This window comes from Labrys wisconsinensis (genome assembly GCF_030814995.1).
Taxonomy (GTDB): domain Bacteria; phylum Pseudomonadota; class Alphaproteobacteria; order Rhizobiales; family Labraceae; genus Labrys; species Labrys wisconsinensis.
In genome coordinates, this window is the sequence record NZ_JAUSVX010000022.1 from 24398 (window position 1) to 41184 (window position 16787).

A 16787-nucleotide genomic window follows, 5' to 3' on the forward strand; every position below is an offset into this window, starting at 1 on the left:
CAAGCCCTCATTGTCGGGGGAGCGGGCCTAGGATTTGCCGTCCGGCCTTCGCGCCCGCAGCACCATTTCGGCTCCTTTCTCGCCGATGGCCATGCTGATGGCGTTGAGGTTGCAGCTCGGTATTTGCGGGATGATCGACGAATCCACGACACGGAGGCCTTCGACGCCGATCACCTTGAGGTCGGGGGTCACGACGGCGTCCGGGTCGATGCCCATCTTGCAGGTCCCGCACGGATGATAGCTGCCGCTTGCGTTCTCACGCATGTAGGCGGTCCATTCATCGTCCGTCTGGACATCCCTGCCGGGTTTGCATTCGCCCGTGACATAGGGCGCGAAGGCCCGGGTCTTGAAGGCCGCGCGCGCGATCCGTCCTCCGGCCATCAACGTTTCAACGTCGTAGGGATCGCTCAGGAGGTTCAGCTGGATCTTCGGCGGCTCTTTCGGGTCTGCCGAGCGAAGCTCCAGATAGCCTCTGCTGCGGGAGTTGTTGACGTTGGGCTGCAGATTGACGGCGGCTTCCTTCTGCATCTCGATGCCGTCATGGGTGTAGTTCGCCGAGAATGCGCCGAAATGGTATTGGATGTCGGGATACTCGAGATGAGGCCGCGTCCTGACGAGGCCGACGCCGGTATAGGTGTACGTGGCGTAGCCCGACCGATCGAAGATGAATTGCAGGCCGTACTTCAACTTGCCGAGGAGGTTGAACTCCTGGTTCGCCGTCTTGACGTTGACGGTGGCCTTCACCTGGGTGCTGGGGTGCTCCTGGAGATTTCGGCCGACCCCCGGACTGTGATGCAGGACCGCGATGCCGTGCTCGCGCAGCCGCTCCTGCGCGCCGATCCCTGACAGCATCAGGAGCTTCGGGGAATTGATCGCGCTCGCGGACAGAACGACCTCTCCGGCACAGGATTCCGTCCGAACGGTCCCGTCCATTTCGAGCTCCACCCCCGAAGCCCTGCGGCCTTCGAACAGGATCCGGCGGACCATCGCGCCCGTGACGATCTTCAGATTCGATCGGCCCTTGATCGGGTCGAGATAGCCGCGGGCGGCGCTGAAGCGGGTTCCCATGTGCTGGGTCACATGGATGATCGCAGCGCCCTCCGTGGGCTCGGCGTTGTAGGCGGGATTGTGAGGGTACCCCAGCTCCTGCATCGCTTCGAGGTAGACATAGGCGAGCTTCGGCGGCTTCCTGACCTCGCTGACGACGACCGCGCCATCCCTGCCGTAGATGTCGGTCACGCCGTCCCGGTTTCCCTCGACTTTCCGGAAGAAGGGCAGGATTTCGTCATAGGACCAGCCGCGATTGCCGAGCTGCGCCCAGTGGTCATAGTCTCCACGATTGCCGCGCACGTAGAACATGGCGTTGATCGAGCTCGAACCCCCGAGCACCTTGCCTCTGGGGACCATGTCGCGGCGGTCGTTGCGTGTCGGGTCAGGCTCGGACATGAACTTCCAGTTTGTCCGCTTGTCGGCCATCGCCTTGAACGCCAGCGCAGGCATCAGGATATTGAATGTCTTGTCGCTGCCGCCGGCCTCGAGCAGGAGAACCTTGGTGGCGGGATCGGCGCTCAGTCGGTTCGCAAGCACGCAGCCCGCCGACCCCGCCCCAATGACGATGTAATCCCACGTCATCTCGTTGCCTGCATCAGTCCGCGATCCGATTCTTGTCGATCAGTTTCGATAGGGTCCGGATCGTGCTGCGGAGGTCCGCTTCGGGGATGCCGGCGATCTGCGCATGTTGGAAGGCGACCCAGCGCGATCTCACCGCCTCCCTGAGATGACGGCCGGCATCGGTCAGGGAGAAGCCGCTTTCGAAGCTGACCAGGAGCCCCCGTGCCAGCAATTCCGATATCGCGTCTTCCGTATCACGCTGGCCGAGAAGGGTGGCGGCGGCCAATTGATCGGTCCTGAGGCCCGGCCTGTCGTACAAGCAGGCCAGGACCCGGGCCACCGACAGGTGCACGCCTTCGGCACGGCGATGTTCGTCGAACGTCGTCGACAACAGGTTATGCGCCTCGAAAATCTGCGATACGATCGTGCCCTCGGCTGTCGTATCGAGTTTCGTGCCGCTGGTCTCGGGCGTGGGCGAAGCGTCGGGGTGGGAGTCGGCGACACTGTAGTGACCTTGCGAAAAGAGCAGCGGCTCTCCGTCGAAACGCCTGGCGCGCTTGACCAGCCCGATCAGGATCGTGTGGTCGCCGCCTTCCACCTGCGCATGCGTTTCGCATTCGAAATGGGCGAGGCATCCTGCGATCAGGGGAGACCCGAACGGTCCCGACGACCAGGCTGCATCCGCGAACTTGTCCTCCACCTTGCTCGAAAAATGCCGCGAGACCTCCATCTGCCTGGAGGACAGGATGTTGACCGCGAAGCGCCCGCTGGTCCTGAACAGCGAATGGCTCCGGGATGCATGGGCGATCGACCACAGGACCAGCGGCGGCTCGAGGGAGACCGAGGCGAAGGAGTTGACGGTGACCGCCGCACGCCGGTCTTCGACCGCCGTCGTGATGATCGCGATGCCTGTCCCGTACTGGCCGAGGCATCTGCGAAACATCCGGCCGTCGGCCGCCGGATCGCCTTCTTCGAGTGGCAGGCGCATGTCGGCCTGGGAAGACGATGCGTCGATGGCGGCGCTGGGGTGCATGTCGATACCCTGGATGGACGTCAGCCGGCGAGGCGGGCTTCGGCGGAGTTGCTCGCCCTGTCGTAGCGGCTCGGCGGAACGGGAAGCCCCAGATTTTCGCGGAAGGTGCGCCCTTCATAGTCCTCGCGGAATCGTCCGCGCTTTCGCAGCTCGGGAAGCACCAGCGCGACGAAGTCGTCGATACCGTGCGGCAGGTGCGTCGGCGTGATGTTGAAGCCGTCGGCGGCTCCCTGCTCGAACCAGGATTCCATTTCGTCGACGACGTCCGCGGCCGTTCCCACGACCGTCTTGTGTTCCTGGGCCATGCCGATTTTCTTGTAGAGCTGGCGGATCGTCAGGTTCTGTTTCTGGGCCAGGTCGTAGTACATCTGGGCGCTGCTCTTCAGGCCGACCTTGTCGAGGTCGGGCTTGGGCACGGGACCGTCGAGCGGGAGATGCGAGAGGTCCCCGAACGAGCGGTAGAGCATCGAGAGCCCGACGACGGGGTCGATCAGCGACTCCAGCTGTTCGTACTTTTCCTGCGCTTCTTCTCGCGTGCGCCCGACGATCGGCGTCAGCCCGAGCACCATCAGCAGGTCGGCGCGCTTGCGGCCGACCGCTTCGAGCCTGTCCTTCACGGACGCGTAATAATCCTGGGCAGACTTGAGGTCGTTCTTTGCCATGAAGACCATGTCGCAATAGTCGGCGGCGATCTGCTGGCCCTGCTCCGACACGCCCGCTTGCACGAGGATCGGCCGACCCTGCGGCGAGCGGCGAACATTGAGCGGGCCACGAACGGAGAAATGCTTCCCGACGTGACCCAGGACATGCATCTTCTTCTCGTCGTAGAAGATGCCGGATTGCTTGTCGAGAATGAACGCATCCTCATCCCAGCTGTCCCACAGTCCTGTCACCACGTCCACGAATTCATGAGCGCGCTCGTACCGGGTGTCATAGTCGAGCTGCCTGGACATGGAGAAATTCCAAGCCTCCTGATCCGACCATGACGTGACGACGTTCCAGGCGGCTCTACCGCCGCTGATCTGATCCAAGGATCCATATTTGCGGGCGACGTGATAAGGCTCGTTATACGTCGTGGAGGCCGTCGCCACGAGGCCGATATTGTGCGTGAGCGGCGCCAAAGCCGACAAAAGGGTCAGCGGTTCGAGCTCGACATTGTGACGCGATCGGCTCATCGAGCCTTTCGGCTTGTCGTCGAGGCGCACGCCGATGCCGTCGGCCAGGAAGACCATGTCGAGCTTTGCTTTTTCGGCGGTGTGGACCACGTTGAGAAACGACCTGAAAAGCGAGCTTCCATCCGCCGGCACGTCGGGATGCCGCCAGCTGCCGACGTGATAACCCATGTAGCGAATGGAAAGGCCAAGCTTCATCTTTTTCTTGGTCATATCGAGGCCCTTCGTTGCTGTGGCAGCGAGTGGCTCTTCAAGTCAGCGCTCCACCTCCCGCCTGTATTGTCGAGCAACATCTGACTTCGGTTTCACCTTGTAAACGACGAAAAAACTGCTGGTTCTGTTAAGCCATGCTTACGCGTATCCGCATGATCTCATCGCCGGTCGGGCTGGCGGACATCGGCCATGCTCGACCTGGGTGAGGCATCCGCCGGCGCCGGCTGGAGCCGCCCCCGGGATTGCCGGGTGGGGGGGCGATCGATGGAGCCCTTCAGGCCCGGCCGTGCAGCGCGGCGAGGATCGCATCGAGCCCGTCGGTGAGGGCGGCGGGGCCGGGCTGCAGGATCAGCGGCGACTTGATCTCGACGATGCGCCCCTCCCGCACCGCCGGGATGCCGCTCCAGCCCGGGCGGGCGCGGATCCGTTCCGGCACGACCTTGCGGCCGCACCAGGAGGCGAGGATGATGTCGGGCGCGGCGGCGACCACCGCCTCGGGCGCGACGATGCGCTCGCGCGCAGCCGGCGCCCGCGCCAGCGCGGCGAACACGTCCTCGCCGCCGGCGACGGCGATCAGCTCGGACACCCAGCCGATGCCGCTGATCAGCGGCTCGTCCCATTCCTCGAAATAGACGCGCGGCCGCGCCCGCCCGCGGCGCGCCGCCGCGACGGCGGCGAGCCGGGCCTCGTGGTCCGCGGCCAGGCGCTCGGCCTTGTCAGCGACGCCGGTGAGCGCGCCGAGGGTGCGGATCATCGCCAGGATGCCGGCGACGTCGCGCTGGTTGAAGGCGTGCACCGCGACGCCGGCGCGGACGAGGTCGATGACGATGGCCGCCTGCAGGTCGGAGAAGGCGAGGACGAGGTCCGGCTCCAGCGCCAGGATCTTCGGGATGTCGGCGGAGGTGAAGGCCGAGACCCGCGGCTTCTCCCGCCGCACCCGGGCAGGACGGACGGCATAGCCGGACACGCCGACGATGCGCGCTTCCTCGCCGAGGAGATAGAGCGTCTCGACCGTCTCCTCCGTCAGGCAGACGATGCGCTGCGGCGGGAAGTGGCGCATGGACGCTCCGGCGCGGTCGCCGTCAGGCGCCGGCCCCTGCGAGAGCCGGCCGCTCCCGGTCGATCCGCAAGCCTGCCATGGTGGCGAGGCGATGCAGCGCCAGGAGGCCGGTCAGGGCGACGAGATTGATCCAGAGCACCCACGCCACCACCGGAGCCGAGAAGGCCTCCGGGCCGGAGGCGAGGGGCACCGTGGCGGCGAGGAGCGCGGCCTCGTAGAGCACGAAGGCGAGGGCGAAGGCTGCTGACGTCACGAGCCAGGTGGCGGCCGGCAGGCGCTGCGTCCAGAGCGCGGCCGCCGTCGCCAAAAGCGCCGCCAGCACCATCGCCACGCCCCAGCCGAAGGCGTTCGCGGTGAGGGGATAGCCGAGCAGGGTGAAGCCGATCGCCTGGTTGGCGAGCCAGCTCGCCAGCACCAGGCCCGCCGCCGGCCGCGGCGCCATGCGCGTGCCCGCCAGCGCGGCGAGCGCCGGGAAAGGCGTGGCGCAGGCCAGCACCAGGCTGAAGGCGGCGGTGGCCAGCGTCACCGCCGCGATCCATCCGGCCGTCGCGGCGACGCTGGGCGCCGCGACCTGCCTTGGAGCACCATCCCAGCGCATCGGCCGATTCTCCTCGCTGGCCCGCGTCGCGAGCCCTGCCGGCGATCCTACACCCGGGCGGCGGCTTGCGCGACCGTCCGGTGTGCGGCCGCCGTCAGCGCGAGGGCACGAGGCGCGCCGGATAGCCCCGGTCCCGCGCCAGTGCCCGCTCCGTCAGCGCGCCGAACAGCAGGCCGATGGTGCCCCACAGCACGACGTGGATGCCGAGCGAGGCGACGCGGAACTGCCAGAGCACCACGGCGGAGAACTGCTCGGGAACCTCGTTGATCCCCGGCAGCGCATATTGGCCCACCACGACGATGGCGACATAGGCGGCGGCGGCGATCAGCGCGGCATTCCAGCCGCCGTGCCGGGCGGCGAGGCGGCGCGCCAGCCGGATCGCGATCACCAGCGCGGCCACGGAGATGACGATCATCGTGAAGAACAGCCCGGTGCGGCTGCCGATCGTATCGGGGTTTCCGACCGCGGGCGGGTTGGGCGGATATTTCAGGTCCGGCACCAGGACGATCGAGACGAACCCGGCCAGTGCCAGGAGCGCGGCGGTCGAACGGGCGCCGAAGCTGCCGACCCGGCCGTGGACGAAGGCGAAGACCAGCGCGAACAGGCCGCCGATCGCGGCGCCGTAGACGATGACGCCGGTGAACAGCCCGATGCCCGCCTGTGTCGGGCGGCTGACGAGCTCGGGCTCGGGCGCCTCGCCCTTGGCCTCGCTCGTCTGTTCCTCGAAGGCGATGGCGCGATCCACCATGGGCTCGCCGAACACCTTGCCGACGCCGAACGCCAGCAAACCCGCGACGATGCCGACCAGCATGCCGCGCAGCAGGAGAGAGCCGACCATGATGCCGCTCCTCAGTGGCAGGGGAAGCCGAGGAGGTGGCGGGCGTCGTGGACGAACTCGTGCACGTACATGCCGGAAATGAGGGAGGTGGCGCCTTCCTCCGCGCCGACGAAATAGATCGCCAGGAGGAGGATCAGCCCGGCGAAGACCGCCCAGGGCAGGAGGTCCGCGACCGGAATCGGGACCGGGCGGGCGCCGGGCGAGAGGGCGATGTCTGACATGCGATGCTCCTTGGGATACGCGTCCCTATGGCAGGCTCTAGGGTCATGGCGGGGTCTGACTTCCGGGATGCGGCAATGCCTCCCGGTCACAGTGGCGCGACCGTGCCGGAGTCCCACCGGCTTCCACGCGCATGACGATAGATTTGAACCGTATGACCCCCGTTCCGCGCTTGTCAATCGATCGTTGTGGTTTGTGGGGCAGTCGGGCTGATATGTCGGGGAGACCGTGCCGTTCCCGCCCGAGCCGTCATGCCCGCCCGCTTCAGCCTGATCTGCCATGGTGCCACGGCCGCGACCCGCGCGGCGGCCTTCCCGCTGGACGAGCCGCTCGAGGCGCACGCCATGGAGCGGGCCGCGGCGCTGCGGGGCGCCCTGCGCCGGGCCGACCGAATCCTCGTCAGCCCTGCGCTCCGGGCCCGTCAGACCGCCGAGGCGCTGGGGCTGGCGGCGAGCGTGGATCCGCTGCTGCGCGATGGCGACCACGGGCGCTGGAACGGCCGGGGGATCGGCGAGATCCAGGCCGAGGACCCCGAGGGGCTCCTCGCCTGGCGCACCGACCCGGAGGCCGCCCCGCACGGCGGCGAATCGCTCGCCGCCGTGATGCGGCGCGCGGCGGCCTGGCTCGACGGGCAGGGCAGGGCGAGCGGCCATGTCGTCGCCGTCACCCACGCGGCGGTGATCCGCGCCGCCATCCTCTTCGCCGTCGGCGCGCCGGCGGCCGCGTTCTGGCACCTCGACGTCGGCCCCTTGAGCCTGACGGACCTGCGCTTCGACGCAGCCCGCTGGACCTGGCGCGCGACGAGCCCGACGGACTGGCGCTGAGGGACGGCCCGCTTCTACTCCGCCGCCTCGGCCACCGGCACGTAGTTCAGCACCGGGGCGAGCCAGCGCTCGACCTCGCGCACCGGCATGGCCTTGCGGGCGGCATAATCCTCCACCTGGTCGCGCTCGATCTTCGACACGCCGAAATAATGCGCGTCGGGATGGGCGAGGTAGAGGCCGGAGACCGAGGAGCCCGGCCACATCGCGTAGCTCTCGGTCAGCCTGACGCCGATCCGCGCCTCGGCGTCGAGCAGGCGGAACAGCGTCGCCTTCTCCGTGTGGTCGGGTTGCGCGGGATAGCCCGGGGCCGGGCGGATGCCGCGATAGGGCTCGTCCACCAGCTCGTCCGCGCCGAAGGCCTCGTCCGGCGCATAGGCCCAGAACTCGCGGCGCACGCGCTGGTGCATGGCCTCGGCAAAGGCCTCGGCAAAGCGGTCGGCCAGGGCCTTGACCATGATCGAGGCATAGTCGTCATTGGCACGGGCGAAGCGCTGGGCGATGGCCTCTTCCTCGATGCCCGCCGTGACGACGAAGCCGCCGACATGGTCCGGCCTGCCGCTGCCTTCCGGGGCGACGAAATCGGACAGAGCCAGGTTCGGGCGGCCGTCGCGCTTGGCGAGCTGCTGACGCAGGGTGAAGAAGCTGGCGAGCGTCTCGCGCCGGCCTTCGTCGGCGTAGAGGCGGATGTCGTCGCCCACGGCCGCCGCCGGCCAGAAGCCGATCACCGCCTTGGGGCGGAACCAGCGCTCCTCGATGATTTTTGCCAGCATCGCCTGCGCGTCCTCGAACAGCGGGCGGGCGGCGGCGCCCTGCTTCTCGTCCTCCAGGATGGCGGGATAGCGCCCCTTCAGCTCCCAGGTCTGGAAGAACGGCGTCCAGTCGATATAGCGGGCGAGCTCGGCGAGGTCGTAGGTCTCGAAGGTCCTGGTGCCGAGGAAGGTCGGACGGGGCGGATCGTAGCTCGCCCAGTCCGCCTTGTGCGCATTGGCCCGGGCCTTGGCGATCGGCAGGCGCAGCTTCTCCGCCTCGCTGCGGGCATGGGCCGCCGCGACCTTGGCATATTCGGCCCGCACGGTCTCGGCATAGCCCTGGCGATTCTCCGGCGAGAGCAGGCTGGAGACGACGCCGACCGCGCGGCTGGCATCGGTGACGTAGACGGTCTGACCCCGCCCGTAGCGGGGGTGGATCTTCACGGCGGTGTGGACGCGGCTGGTGGTCGCGCCGCCGATCAGCAGCGGGATGTCGAAGCCCTCGCGCTCCATCTCGGCGGCGACATGCGCCATCTCGTCGAGCGAGGGCGTGATCAGGCCGGAGAGACCGATGATGTCGACGTTCCGCTCCCGGGCAGTCTGCAGGATCCTGGCTGCCGGCACCATCACGCCGAGGTCGATGATCTCGTAATTGTTGCAGGCCAGCACGACGCCGACGATGTTCTTGCCGATGTCGTGGACGTCGCCCTTGACGGTCGCCATCAGGATCTTGCCGGCGCTCTGGCGCTCGCCGCCGCCATTGGCGGCCTTCTCCGCCTCCATGTAGGGCAGCAGCACCGCCACGGCCTGCTTCATCACCCGGGCCGACTTCACCACCTGCGGCAGGAACATCTTGCCGGAGCCGAAGAGGTCGCCGACCACGTTCATGCCGGCCATCAGCGGGCCTTCGATCACATGCAGCGGGCGTTCCGCCTCACGGCGCGCTTCCTCGGTATCCGCTTCGATGAAGTCGGTGATGCCGTTGACCAGAGCATGCGCCAGGCGCTTGTCCACCGGCCAGTCCCGCCAGGCGAGGTCCTGGGCCTTGGCCTCGCGCCCGGCGGCGCCCTTGAAGCGCTCGGCCAGGGCGAGCAGCCGCTCGGTCGCATCCTCGCGGCGGTTGAGCACCACGTCCTCGCAGGCCTCGCGCAGGTCGGGCTCGATCGATTCATAGACCGCGAGCTGGCCGGCATTGACGATGCCCATGTCCATGCCGGCCTGGATGGCGTGGTAGAGGAACACGGCGTGCATCGCCTCGCGCACCGGCTCGTTGCCGCGGAACGAGAAGGAGAGGTTGGAGACGCCGCCCGAGATATGGGCGTGCGGCAGGCTCCGCCGGATGGTCCGCGCCGCCTCGATGAAGGCGACGCCGTAGCCGTTATGCTCCTCGATGCCGGTGGCGACGGCGAAGATGTTGGGGTCGAAGACGATGTCCTCGGGCGGGAAGCCTGCTTCCTCGGTCAGGAGCTTGTAGGCGCGGCCGCAGATCGCGACCTTGCGCTCATAGCTGTCGGCCTGGCCGTCCTCGTCGAAGGCCATCACCACGACGGCGGCGCCATAGGCGCGCACCAGCCTCGCATGGTGCAGGAAGGCGGCCTCGCCCTCCTTCATCGAGATCGAGTTGACCAGGGGCTTGCCCTGCACGCATTTCAGTCCGGCCTCGATGATCGAGAATTTCGAGGAATCGATCATGACCGGCACGCGGGCGATGTCCGGCTCGGCGGCGACGAGGTTGAGGAACTCGACCATCGCCTTTTCCGAATCGATCAGGCCCTCGTCCATGTTGATGTCGAGGATCTGGGCGCCGTTCGCCACCTGGTCGCGCGCCACCTCCAGCGCCGTCGCAAAATCGCCCGATGTGATCAGCTTGCGGAACCGGGCCGATCCCGTGACGTTGGTGCGCTCGCCGACATTGACGAAGGGGATGTCGGGCGAGAGCGTGAACGGCTCCAGCCCGGAGAGCTGCATCAGCGGCACGTGCTCGGGGATGGCGCGCGGCCCGTGCCGGCCCACCGCCTGCGCGATGGCCCGGATGTGCTCGGGCGTCGAGCCGCAGCAGCCGCCGACGATGTTGACCAGGCCGTCGCGGGCAAAGCCCTCGATCTGCGCCGCCATCGCCTCGGGGCTTTCGTCGTACTGGCCGAATTCGTTCGGCAGGCCGGCATTGGGATAGGCGCAGACCAGCGTGTCCGCCGCGTCGGAGAGCTCGGCGAGGTGGGCGCGCATCGCGTTGGCGCCGAGGGCGCAGTTGAGGCCGATGGTGAAGGGGCGGGCATGGCGCACCGAATGCCAGAACGCCGTCGGGGTCTGGCCCGACAGGGTGCGGCCGGAGAGGTCGGTGATGGTGCCGGAGATCATCACCGGCAGGGTCACCGCCTTCTCCGCGAAGATCTCGGTGCAGGCGAAGATCGCCGCCTTGGCGTTGAGCGTGTCGAAGATCGTCTCGATCAGGATGAGGTCGGCGCCGCCGTCGATCAGCCCGCGGAGCTGCTCGCCATAGGCGATGCGAAGATCATCAAAGGAAACAGCGCGGTAGCCGGGATTGTTCACGTCGGGCGAGATCGAGGCCGTGCGGTTGGTCGGGCCGAGCGCCCCGGCGACGAAGCGCCGGCGTCCGTCCTGCTGCTCCGCCTTGACCGCGGCGCGGCGGGCGAGCCGCGCGCCGTCGCGGTTGAGGTCGTAGACCGCCTGTTCCATGCCGTAATCGGCCTGGGCGATCGATGTCGAGGAGAAGGTGTTGGTCTCCAGGATGTCCGCGCCGGCCATGGCATAGGCGTAGTGGATGGCCTCGATGGCCTCGGGCTGGGTCAGGGTCAGGAGATCGTTGTTGCCCTGGAGATGGCACTCGCAGCCGGCGAAGCGCTCGCCGCGGAAATGGCTCTCGGTGAAGCCCAGCCCCTGGATCTGCGTGCCCATGGCGCCGTCGAGGATCAGGATGCGCTCGCGTGCGGCCGCGGCCAGCGCCTCGGCAGCCGTTGCCTGACGTCCGGGCGACGCGGCGGTGTCGAACAAGGCGTCCATGGTGGCGGCCCCATCAATGAATTATAATATCAAGATATCTTTATATCATAGTGCGTCGATCGAGATTGGCAATGGCTTTCCCTCCGGCGCTCGCATGGTGAGAGCACAGAGGGGGCGCGGTAGGAGCTGTGACGATCGGACCATCCGCGACCGTCATGGGCGGACTCGATCCGCCCATCCACGCGAACGCGAAGGGGGCAAGGAAAGGCACGGACCGACCCGTTGCGGCCATTCCTGCGACGTGGGAGTTCGCGTGGATGGCCGGGTCAAGCCCCATATGCGCTAAGATACCAGCAAGGACGTGGCAGAGGGCTCAAGGCGGGCAGAACGAGGCGCGACCCAAGCCTTCCCCACGCAAGTCGGATACATCCGACTTGCTCGTTAGAGAGCCCATCTCGGGAACACCCGAGATGGGTGGCTGGGGAAGGTGCCGGCCGAAGGCCGGCGGATGGGGTGTGGCGCGCTAGTCAGAGGTGGTGTTCGGCTTGCACATCCTGTTGGTGCAAGGGTTTGCAGGTGGCGAGCCCTGCGGACCACACCCCATCCGACCCGACTTCGTCGGGCCACCTTCCCCAGCTGCGTGGGGAAGGCTTTGACGCCTCCCTCCGCTCCGTCTCTGATCTTCGATACCGGTCCTCAGCTTATCTTAGCGCCTATGGGGTCAAGCCCGGCCATGACGGAACGGTTGCGGCAGGGACTGCGACAGCAGCGTCACCGCAAGCGTCGTCGGGCACAACCGTTGGGGCGTCAGTTCCTCAATGCACCGTCGCCGGTCGGCGGGCACTGCGCCGGCCGCCGGGACGCCGCGGCATGGCAGCGCAGCTTCCGATCTCCTTCAGAAGCCCAACGAGATCGGGCAGCAGCGGATTGCCGGGTGCGGGGAGGGCGGCGAGGCTGCGACGCAGCCGGGTGGCCGAGCCGGCAATGTCGGAGCCGGCCGGCAGGCTCATGATCCAGGCGAACAGCAGGGCACGCGCCTGTTCCTGCGGGCGGGCGGGGCCGCCCGCCACGCTGGCACGCATCAGCGCGCGGAGCACGATCGTGTCGGGACAGGGCCTGTCGGCAGGATCAGCCTCCGCCATCTCAGGCCTCGATCTCGACCCGCCCGATCGGGCGGGTGCAGCAGGCCAGCACCAGGCCGGCCGCGATCTCCTCCTCGCGGATGCCGCCATTGTGCTGCATTGCCGTCTCGCCCGAGCGGCGCCGCACCTTGCAGGTGCCGCACAGGCCCATGGTGCAGCCGGTCGGGATGTTGAGGCCGGCGCCGCGGGCGAGCTGCAGGATGGTCTCCCGGCTGGAGGCCGGCACCTCGATGCCCGAGACCGTGAAGGCGACGCTGCCTTCCGCTGCCTCTCCGGGCGCGAGCGCCGGCGCGGCCTCCGGCTCCGGCGGCTGGAAGCTCTCCTCGTGGTAGCGGCGCATGTCGGCGCCGGCGGCATCCAGCATGTCGCGAACGCCGGCCATGAACGGCGCCGGGCCGCAGCAGAACACCTCGCGCTCGCGGAAGTCCGGCGCGATCAGCCGCAGCGCCGAGGCGGTCAGGCGGCCGCGAAAGCCGGTCCAGGCCGTGCCGGAGTCCGCCTCCTCGACGATCCAGGCCAGGTTGAGCCGGCGCATGCGCGCGGCCATCCGCTCCAGCTCCTGCCGGAAGATGATCTCCGAGGGCCGCCGGGCGCAGTTGACGAAGGCGATGTCGGCGCCGCTGCCGTGATCCTCGGCGAAGCGCGTCATCGACATCATCGGCGTGATGCCGGAGCCGGCCGAGAGGAACAGGTACTTTTCTGCCGGATGCCGGTGGAAGCTGAAGGCGCCGGCCGGGCCATAGGCCTTGAGGCGGGCGCCGGGCCTGAGATTGTCCAGCATCCAGCGCGTGCCGAGGCTCCGCGCCTGCGCCTTGGCGGTGACACTGACGGAGAGCGGCCGCGACGGGCTGGAGGAGAGCGTGTAGGTGCGCAGCACCGGCCCCTCCGCCGTCGGCAGCTCCAGCGTCACGCATTGGCCGGGCTCGTAGCGGAACCAGCTCTCGTCCGGGGCGCGGAAGGTGAAGGTGGCGACGTCGCCGCCCTCCGGCACCACCGCCACGCATTCGAGCGGCGTGTGGTCGGTCCAGGGCGTGCGCTCGTCGAGCGGGCGGAAGGCCGGCGCGGTCATCACAGCCTCACGCCACGCTGCGCAGCGGCACCGCATCGCCGCCGAGCGCGCGCTCCATGGCGTTGCAGTACCATTCGACGAATTGCATCACCCCGCCCTCGTGGTCCGGCGCATAGGGGCCGGGCTCGTAGACCGGCGAGGCGACGCCGCGCTGGTTCTCCTCGACGATCTGGCGGTCCTGGTCGTTGGTCGCGACCCAGACCCTGGTCAGCTCGTCCAGGCGATAGTCGACGCCCTCGACCGCATCCTTGTGCACCAGCCACTTGGTGGTGACCGCAGTCTCGCGCGGGCCGATCGGCGTGACGCGGAAGCTCACGGCATGGTCGCCCAGCACGTGGTTCCAGGTGGTGGGGTAATGGAACAGCAGGAGCGAGCCGATGCGGTCCTCCTCGATCGAGGCGCTGAGCGGGCGCGCCACCGCCGGCTTGCCCGACATGGTGTAGCTCACCGCGTTGCGCAGCAGCGGCACGCGGGTGGCGCGGAACTGGCCGTCCCCGGACATCCTGAACAGGCTGGGCAGGCCCGCCTCCTCGCAGCGGTCCCAATGGGCGCGGATCAGCGGGTCGTCGCCGGCGCCCTGCACGCCGGTGACCGTCGGGGCCTCGGGGAAGGTGCGGCAGAGCTCGGGGTGGTTGCCGGCGCAGTGGTAGCACTCCCGGTTGTTCTCCCAGACCAGCTTCCAGTTGCCGTTCTCGACGATCGTGCTCTCGAAGGCGATCTTGGCGTCCTTCAGGCGGTGCGGCGCGAGATAGGGGGCGACCGTGGCGCGGAAGGCCTCGAAGTCCGGCGCCTCGCGGGCGAGGCAGATCCAGACATAGCCGCCGACGCTCTGGCAATGCACCGGCTTCAGGCCGAACTGCCTGGCGTCGAAGCCCGGGCCCATGTCGCGGGCGTAGAGGAGCTTGCCGTCGAGCTCGTAGGTCCACTGGTGATAGGGGCAGACCAGCTTGGCCACCGTGCCGCGCTCGGCCGCGCACAGGCGCGAGCCGCGGTGGCGGCAGGAATTGTGGAAGGCCTTGATCGATCCGTCGCCGGCGCGCAGCACGATGACGGGGTAGTCGCCGACCTGCAGGGTGATGTAGCTGCCCGGGCTGGTCAGCTCGCAGTCATGGCCGGCGAACAGCCATTCGCGGTACCAGATCGTCTCCAGGTCGAGCTGGAAATAGTCGGGGTCGGTGTAGAATTTCCGGCCGAGGGTGAAGCCGGGGCGGTGGGCGCGGAGCTGGCCCAGCATGTCGTTGCGCGCGTTCATGTCAAAATCCCACGTGACCTTCGCTGCAGTCTGCGGGTCGGGTGGGACAAGGCGCGGCCGGCGGTCCCCGCGCAGGCGCGGACGCCGTTCCGCCTCCCGGCCGCCCACCGCGACCCCAAGGCTCTGTTCCAGGCTGGTTTCCGGGCTCAGGAGCAGCCTTGCGGCTGGGCGCGACGCCTTCCCAGGTCCTTCGACCCAGTGGCCTTTGTCGCGCCCGCACTCCTCTACCGTTGCGGGGGCAGCGCCGGATTGTCACCGGCTTCCCAATTCTCCGGTCCTCCTCCCTCGGCGGACCGGCACCTCGAACATCGTCAGGACAGCACGGTCCGCTGCCGCGCGCTAGAAGCAAGGCGACGCATCATGGTGATTTCAGGACAGTGCGATGGCGCCGTCCTGCCGAGGCCGGTCGCGGGCGCACAAGCGATGTCGCGTCCGTCATAACGAAACGGCCCGCCGGAGGGAGCTCCGGCAGGCCGCGGCACGGTGCGAAGCGCAGGCGGTCAGTTCTTGACCGTGTCCTCCAGGCTGAAGCGGCCGAGGGGGTTCTGGTCGAAATGCTCGATGGTCTTGCGCGAGACGTTGCGGTAGGGGCTGTAGTAGAGGTCGACCCAGTTGACGTCGGCCTTGGCCGTCTCCTGGATCTGCTTGTAGAGCGCCGCCCGCTTGGTCGTGTCCATCTCGCCGCGGGCCTGCTCGACCAGCGCCTTCACCGTCAGGTTGGTGTAATGGGTCATGTAGTTGTTGTTGCTGTCATGGCCGAGGACGAAGGTGGTCTTCTCGTCGGGATCCAGGATGTCGTTGGTCCAGTAGTTGGCCGAGATGTCGTAGGAGCCGTCCACCAGCATGTTCCAGCTCTGGCCGGGGTCGACCTTCTGGATGGTGACGGTGACACCGACCTTGGCAAGCTGCTGCTGCAGGAGGATGGCGGTCTGCTCGTCCACCTCGTTGCCGGCATTGACGAGATAGGTCAGCGTCAGGTTGGTGGCGCCGGCCGTGGCGAGCAGCGCCTTGGCTTTCTCCGGGTCGTAGGGCCGCGCCGGATTGTCGGCGTTGTAGTAGAGGGCGCCCTTCGGGATGTAGGAATTGGCGGCTTCGCCGAGGCCGAAGATCACGGTGTCGATGATCGCCTTCTTGTCGATGGCGTAGTCGAGCGCCTCGCGCACCTCCTTCTTGCCGAGCAGGCCGTGCGCATGGTTGATCAGGAGGTGGTCCTCACGGGTCGAGGGATCGAGATGGACGACGAGGTTGGGGTCCTTCTTCAGTTCGGCGACGCGCGAGAACGGCACGAAGATGGCGGCGTCGAGCTCGCCGGCCTGCACTTTCAGCATGCGGGTGTTGTCGTCGGCGACGATGATCCACTGGACACCGTCGAGCTTGACGCGGTCGGCCTGCCAGAAGTTCGGGTTCTTCTCGAGCACGACCTTGTCGCCGCGAGCCCATTGCTTCAGCGTGAAGGCGCCTGACGAGACCGGCTGCTCGGCATAGGCGTCACCCTCGGAGGTGACGGCCTTCTCCGACAGGATCGAGACGCCGGGCATGGCGAGCAGGGACAGGAACGGGGCCGACGGCGTCTTCAGCGTGACGACGAGGGTGTGGTCGTCCTTGGCCTCGGCCGTGGCGACGGCCTTGTAGGAATCGGCCCAGAGCGAACCCTTGTCGTCGCGGATGCGGAGGAGCGAGAAGGCCGCGTCCTTGGCGGTGATCGGTGAGCCGTCGGAGAACTTCGCCTCCCGCAGCTTGAAGGTGTAGACGAGCCCATCCGGCGAGACCGTCCAGCTCTCCGCCAGGCCCGGCTCCAGCTTGGTGCCGGTGGGATCGACGCGCACCAGCACGTCATACATGTTGGCGAAGACCCAGAAATCGGCGTTCTGGGCCGACTTGATCGGGTCGAAGGTGGTGCTGTCCTGGTCCTTGCCGATCATCAGCACGCCGCCCGCCTGCGCCGGCGGGCCAGCGAGCGTGGCGACGGCCACGAACGCCCCCGCCAGCAGTCCCAGCAAATTGGATCTCATGGTTGGTTCCCTTCTGTTTCTCGGTGGATGGTGG

The 16787-nt window shown here is 67.9% G+C and carries 13 protein-coding genes and 1 riboswitch; of the genes, 1 reads left to right on the top strand and 12 read right to left on the bottom strand.

Annotated elements, in window-relative coordinates:
• Positions 1 to 27: 27 nt before the first annotated feature.
• The 7 genes from QO011_RS36730 to QO011_RS36760 all read right to left on the bottom strand — a co-directional run bounded on the left by QO011_RS36730 (position 28) and on the right by QO011_RS36760 (position 6746).
• Complete coding sequence (locus tag QO011_RS36730; RefSeq protein WP_307283809.1) at positions 28 to 1632, bottom strand: GMC family oxidoreductase; 1605 nt, start codon at positions 1630 to 1632, stop codon at positions 28 to 30.
• 13 nt (positions 1633 to 1645) lie between these two features.
• Positions 1646 to 2644: a flavin reductase gene (locus QO011_RS36735; protein ID WP_307283811.1), complete on the bottom strand. Its 999-nt coding sequence runs from the start codon at positions 2642 to 2644 to the stop codon at positions 1646 to 1648.
• A 20-nt stretch (positions 2645 to 2664) separates the two neighbouring features.
• On the bottom strand, positions 2665 to 4029 hold the full coding sequence (locus tag QO011_RS36740) for an LLM class flavin-dependent oxidoreductase (RefSeq protein ID WP_307283812.1): 1365 nt from the start codon (positions 4027 to 4029) through the stop codon (positions 2665 to 2667).
• A gap of 274 nt (positions 4030 to 4303) precedes the next feature.
• Complete coding sequence (locus tag QO011_RS36745; protein WP_307283815.1) at positions 4304 to 5089, bottom strand: ABC transporter substrate-binding protein; 786 nt, start codon at positions 5087 to 5089, stop codon at positions 4304 to 4306.
• 22 nt (positions 5090 to 5111) lie between these two features.
• On the bottom strand, positions 5112 to 5687 hold the full coding sequence (locus tag QO011_RS36750; protein ID WP_307283818.1) for a hypothetical protein: 576 nt from the start codon (positions 5685 to 5687) through the stop codon (positions 5112 to 5114).
• A gap of 94 nt (positions 5688 to 5781) precedes the next feature.
• Positions 5782 to 6525: a CbtA family protein gene (locus QO011_RS36755; protein WP_307283820.1), complete on the bottom strand. Its 744-nt coding sequence runs from the start codon at positions 6523 to 6525 to the stop codon at positions 5782 to 5784.
• Positions 6526 to 6536: 11 nt separating this feature from the next.
• A complete protein-coding gene (locus QO011_RS36760; RefSeq protein WP_307283824.1) occupies positions 6537 to 6746 on the bottom strand; it encodes a CbtB domain-containing protein in 210 nt (69 codons plus the stop codon).
• Between the two features lie 249 nt (positions 6747 to 6995).
• Between QO011_RS36760 and QO011_RS36765 the strand changes: the two genes are divergently transcribed.
• The gene (locus tag QO011_RS36765; RefSeq protein WP_307283826.1) at positions 6996 to 7568 is read left to right on the top strand and encodes a histidine phosphatase family protein; all 573 of its coding nucleotides are present in this window, start codon (positions 6996 to 6998) and stop codon (positions 7566 to 7568) included.
• Between the two features lie 14 nt (positions 7569 to 7582).
• Here the strand turns inward: QO011_RS36765 and metH are convergent, their stop codons facing one another.
• The 5 genes from metH to QO011_RS36790 form a co-directional block, all read right to left on the bottom strand.
• Positions 7583 to 11338 carry a methionine synthase gene (gene metH, locus QO011_RS36770; protein WP_307283828.1) on the bottom strand — a complete coding sequence of 1252 codons (3756 nt, stop codon included), beginning with the start codon at positions 11336 to 11338 and terminating at the stop codon, positions 7583 to 7585.
• A gap of 755 nt (positions 11339 to 12093) precedes the next feature.
• Entirely contained in the window at positions 12094 to 12375 is a 282-nt protein-coding gene (locus QO011_RS36775; RefSeq protein WP_307283830.1) for a hypothetical protein, read from the bottom strand.
• A 46-nt stretch (positions 12376 to 12421) separates the two neighbouring features.
• Positions 12422 to 13489 carry an FAD-binding oxidoreductase gene (locus tag QO011_RS36780; RefSeq protein ID WP_307283833.1) on the bottom strand — a complete coding sequence of 356 codons (1068 nt, stop codon included), beginning with the start codon at positions 13487 to 13489 and terminating at the stop codon, positions 12422 to 12424.
• Between the two features lie 7 nt (positions 13490 to 13496).
• Positions 13497 to 14741 carry an aromatic ring-hydroxylating oxygenase subunit alpha gene (locus tag QO011_RS36785; protein ID WP_307283836.1) on the bottom strand — a complete coding sequence of 415 codons (1245 nt, stop codon included), beginning with the start codon at positions 14739 to 14741 and terminating at the stop codon, positions 13497 to 13499.
• A gap of 114 nt (positions 14742 to 14855) precedes the next feature.
• A riboswitch (cobalamin riboswitch) is annotated at positions 14856 to 15060 on the bottom strand.
• A 181-nt stretch (positions 15061 to 15241) separates the two neighbouring features.
• A complete protein-coding gene (locus QO011_RS36790) occupies positions 15242 to 16753 on the bottom strand; it encodes an ABC transporter substrate-binding protein (RefSeq protein WP_307283838.1) in 1512 nt (503 codons plus the stop codon).
• Positions 16754 to 16787: the final 34 nt, after the last annotated feature.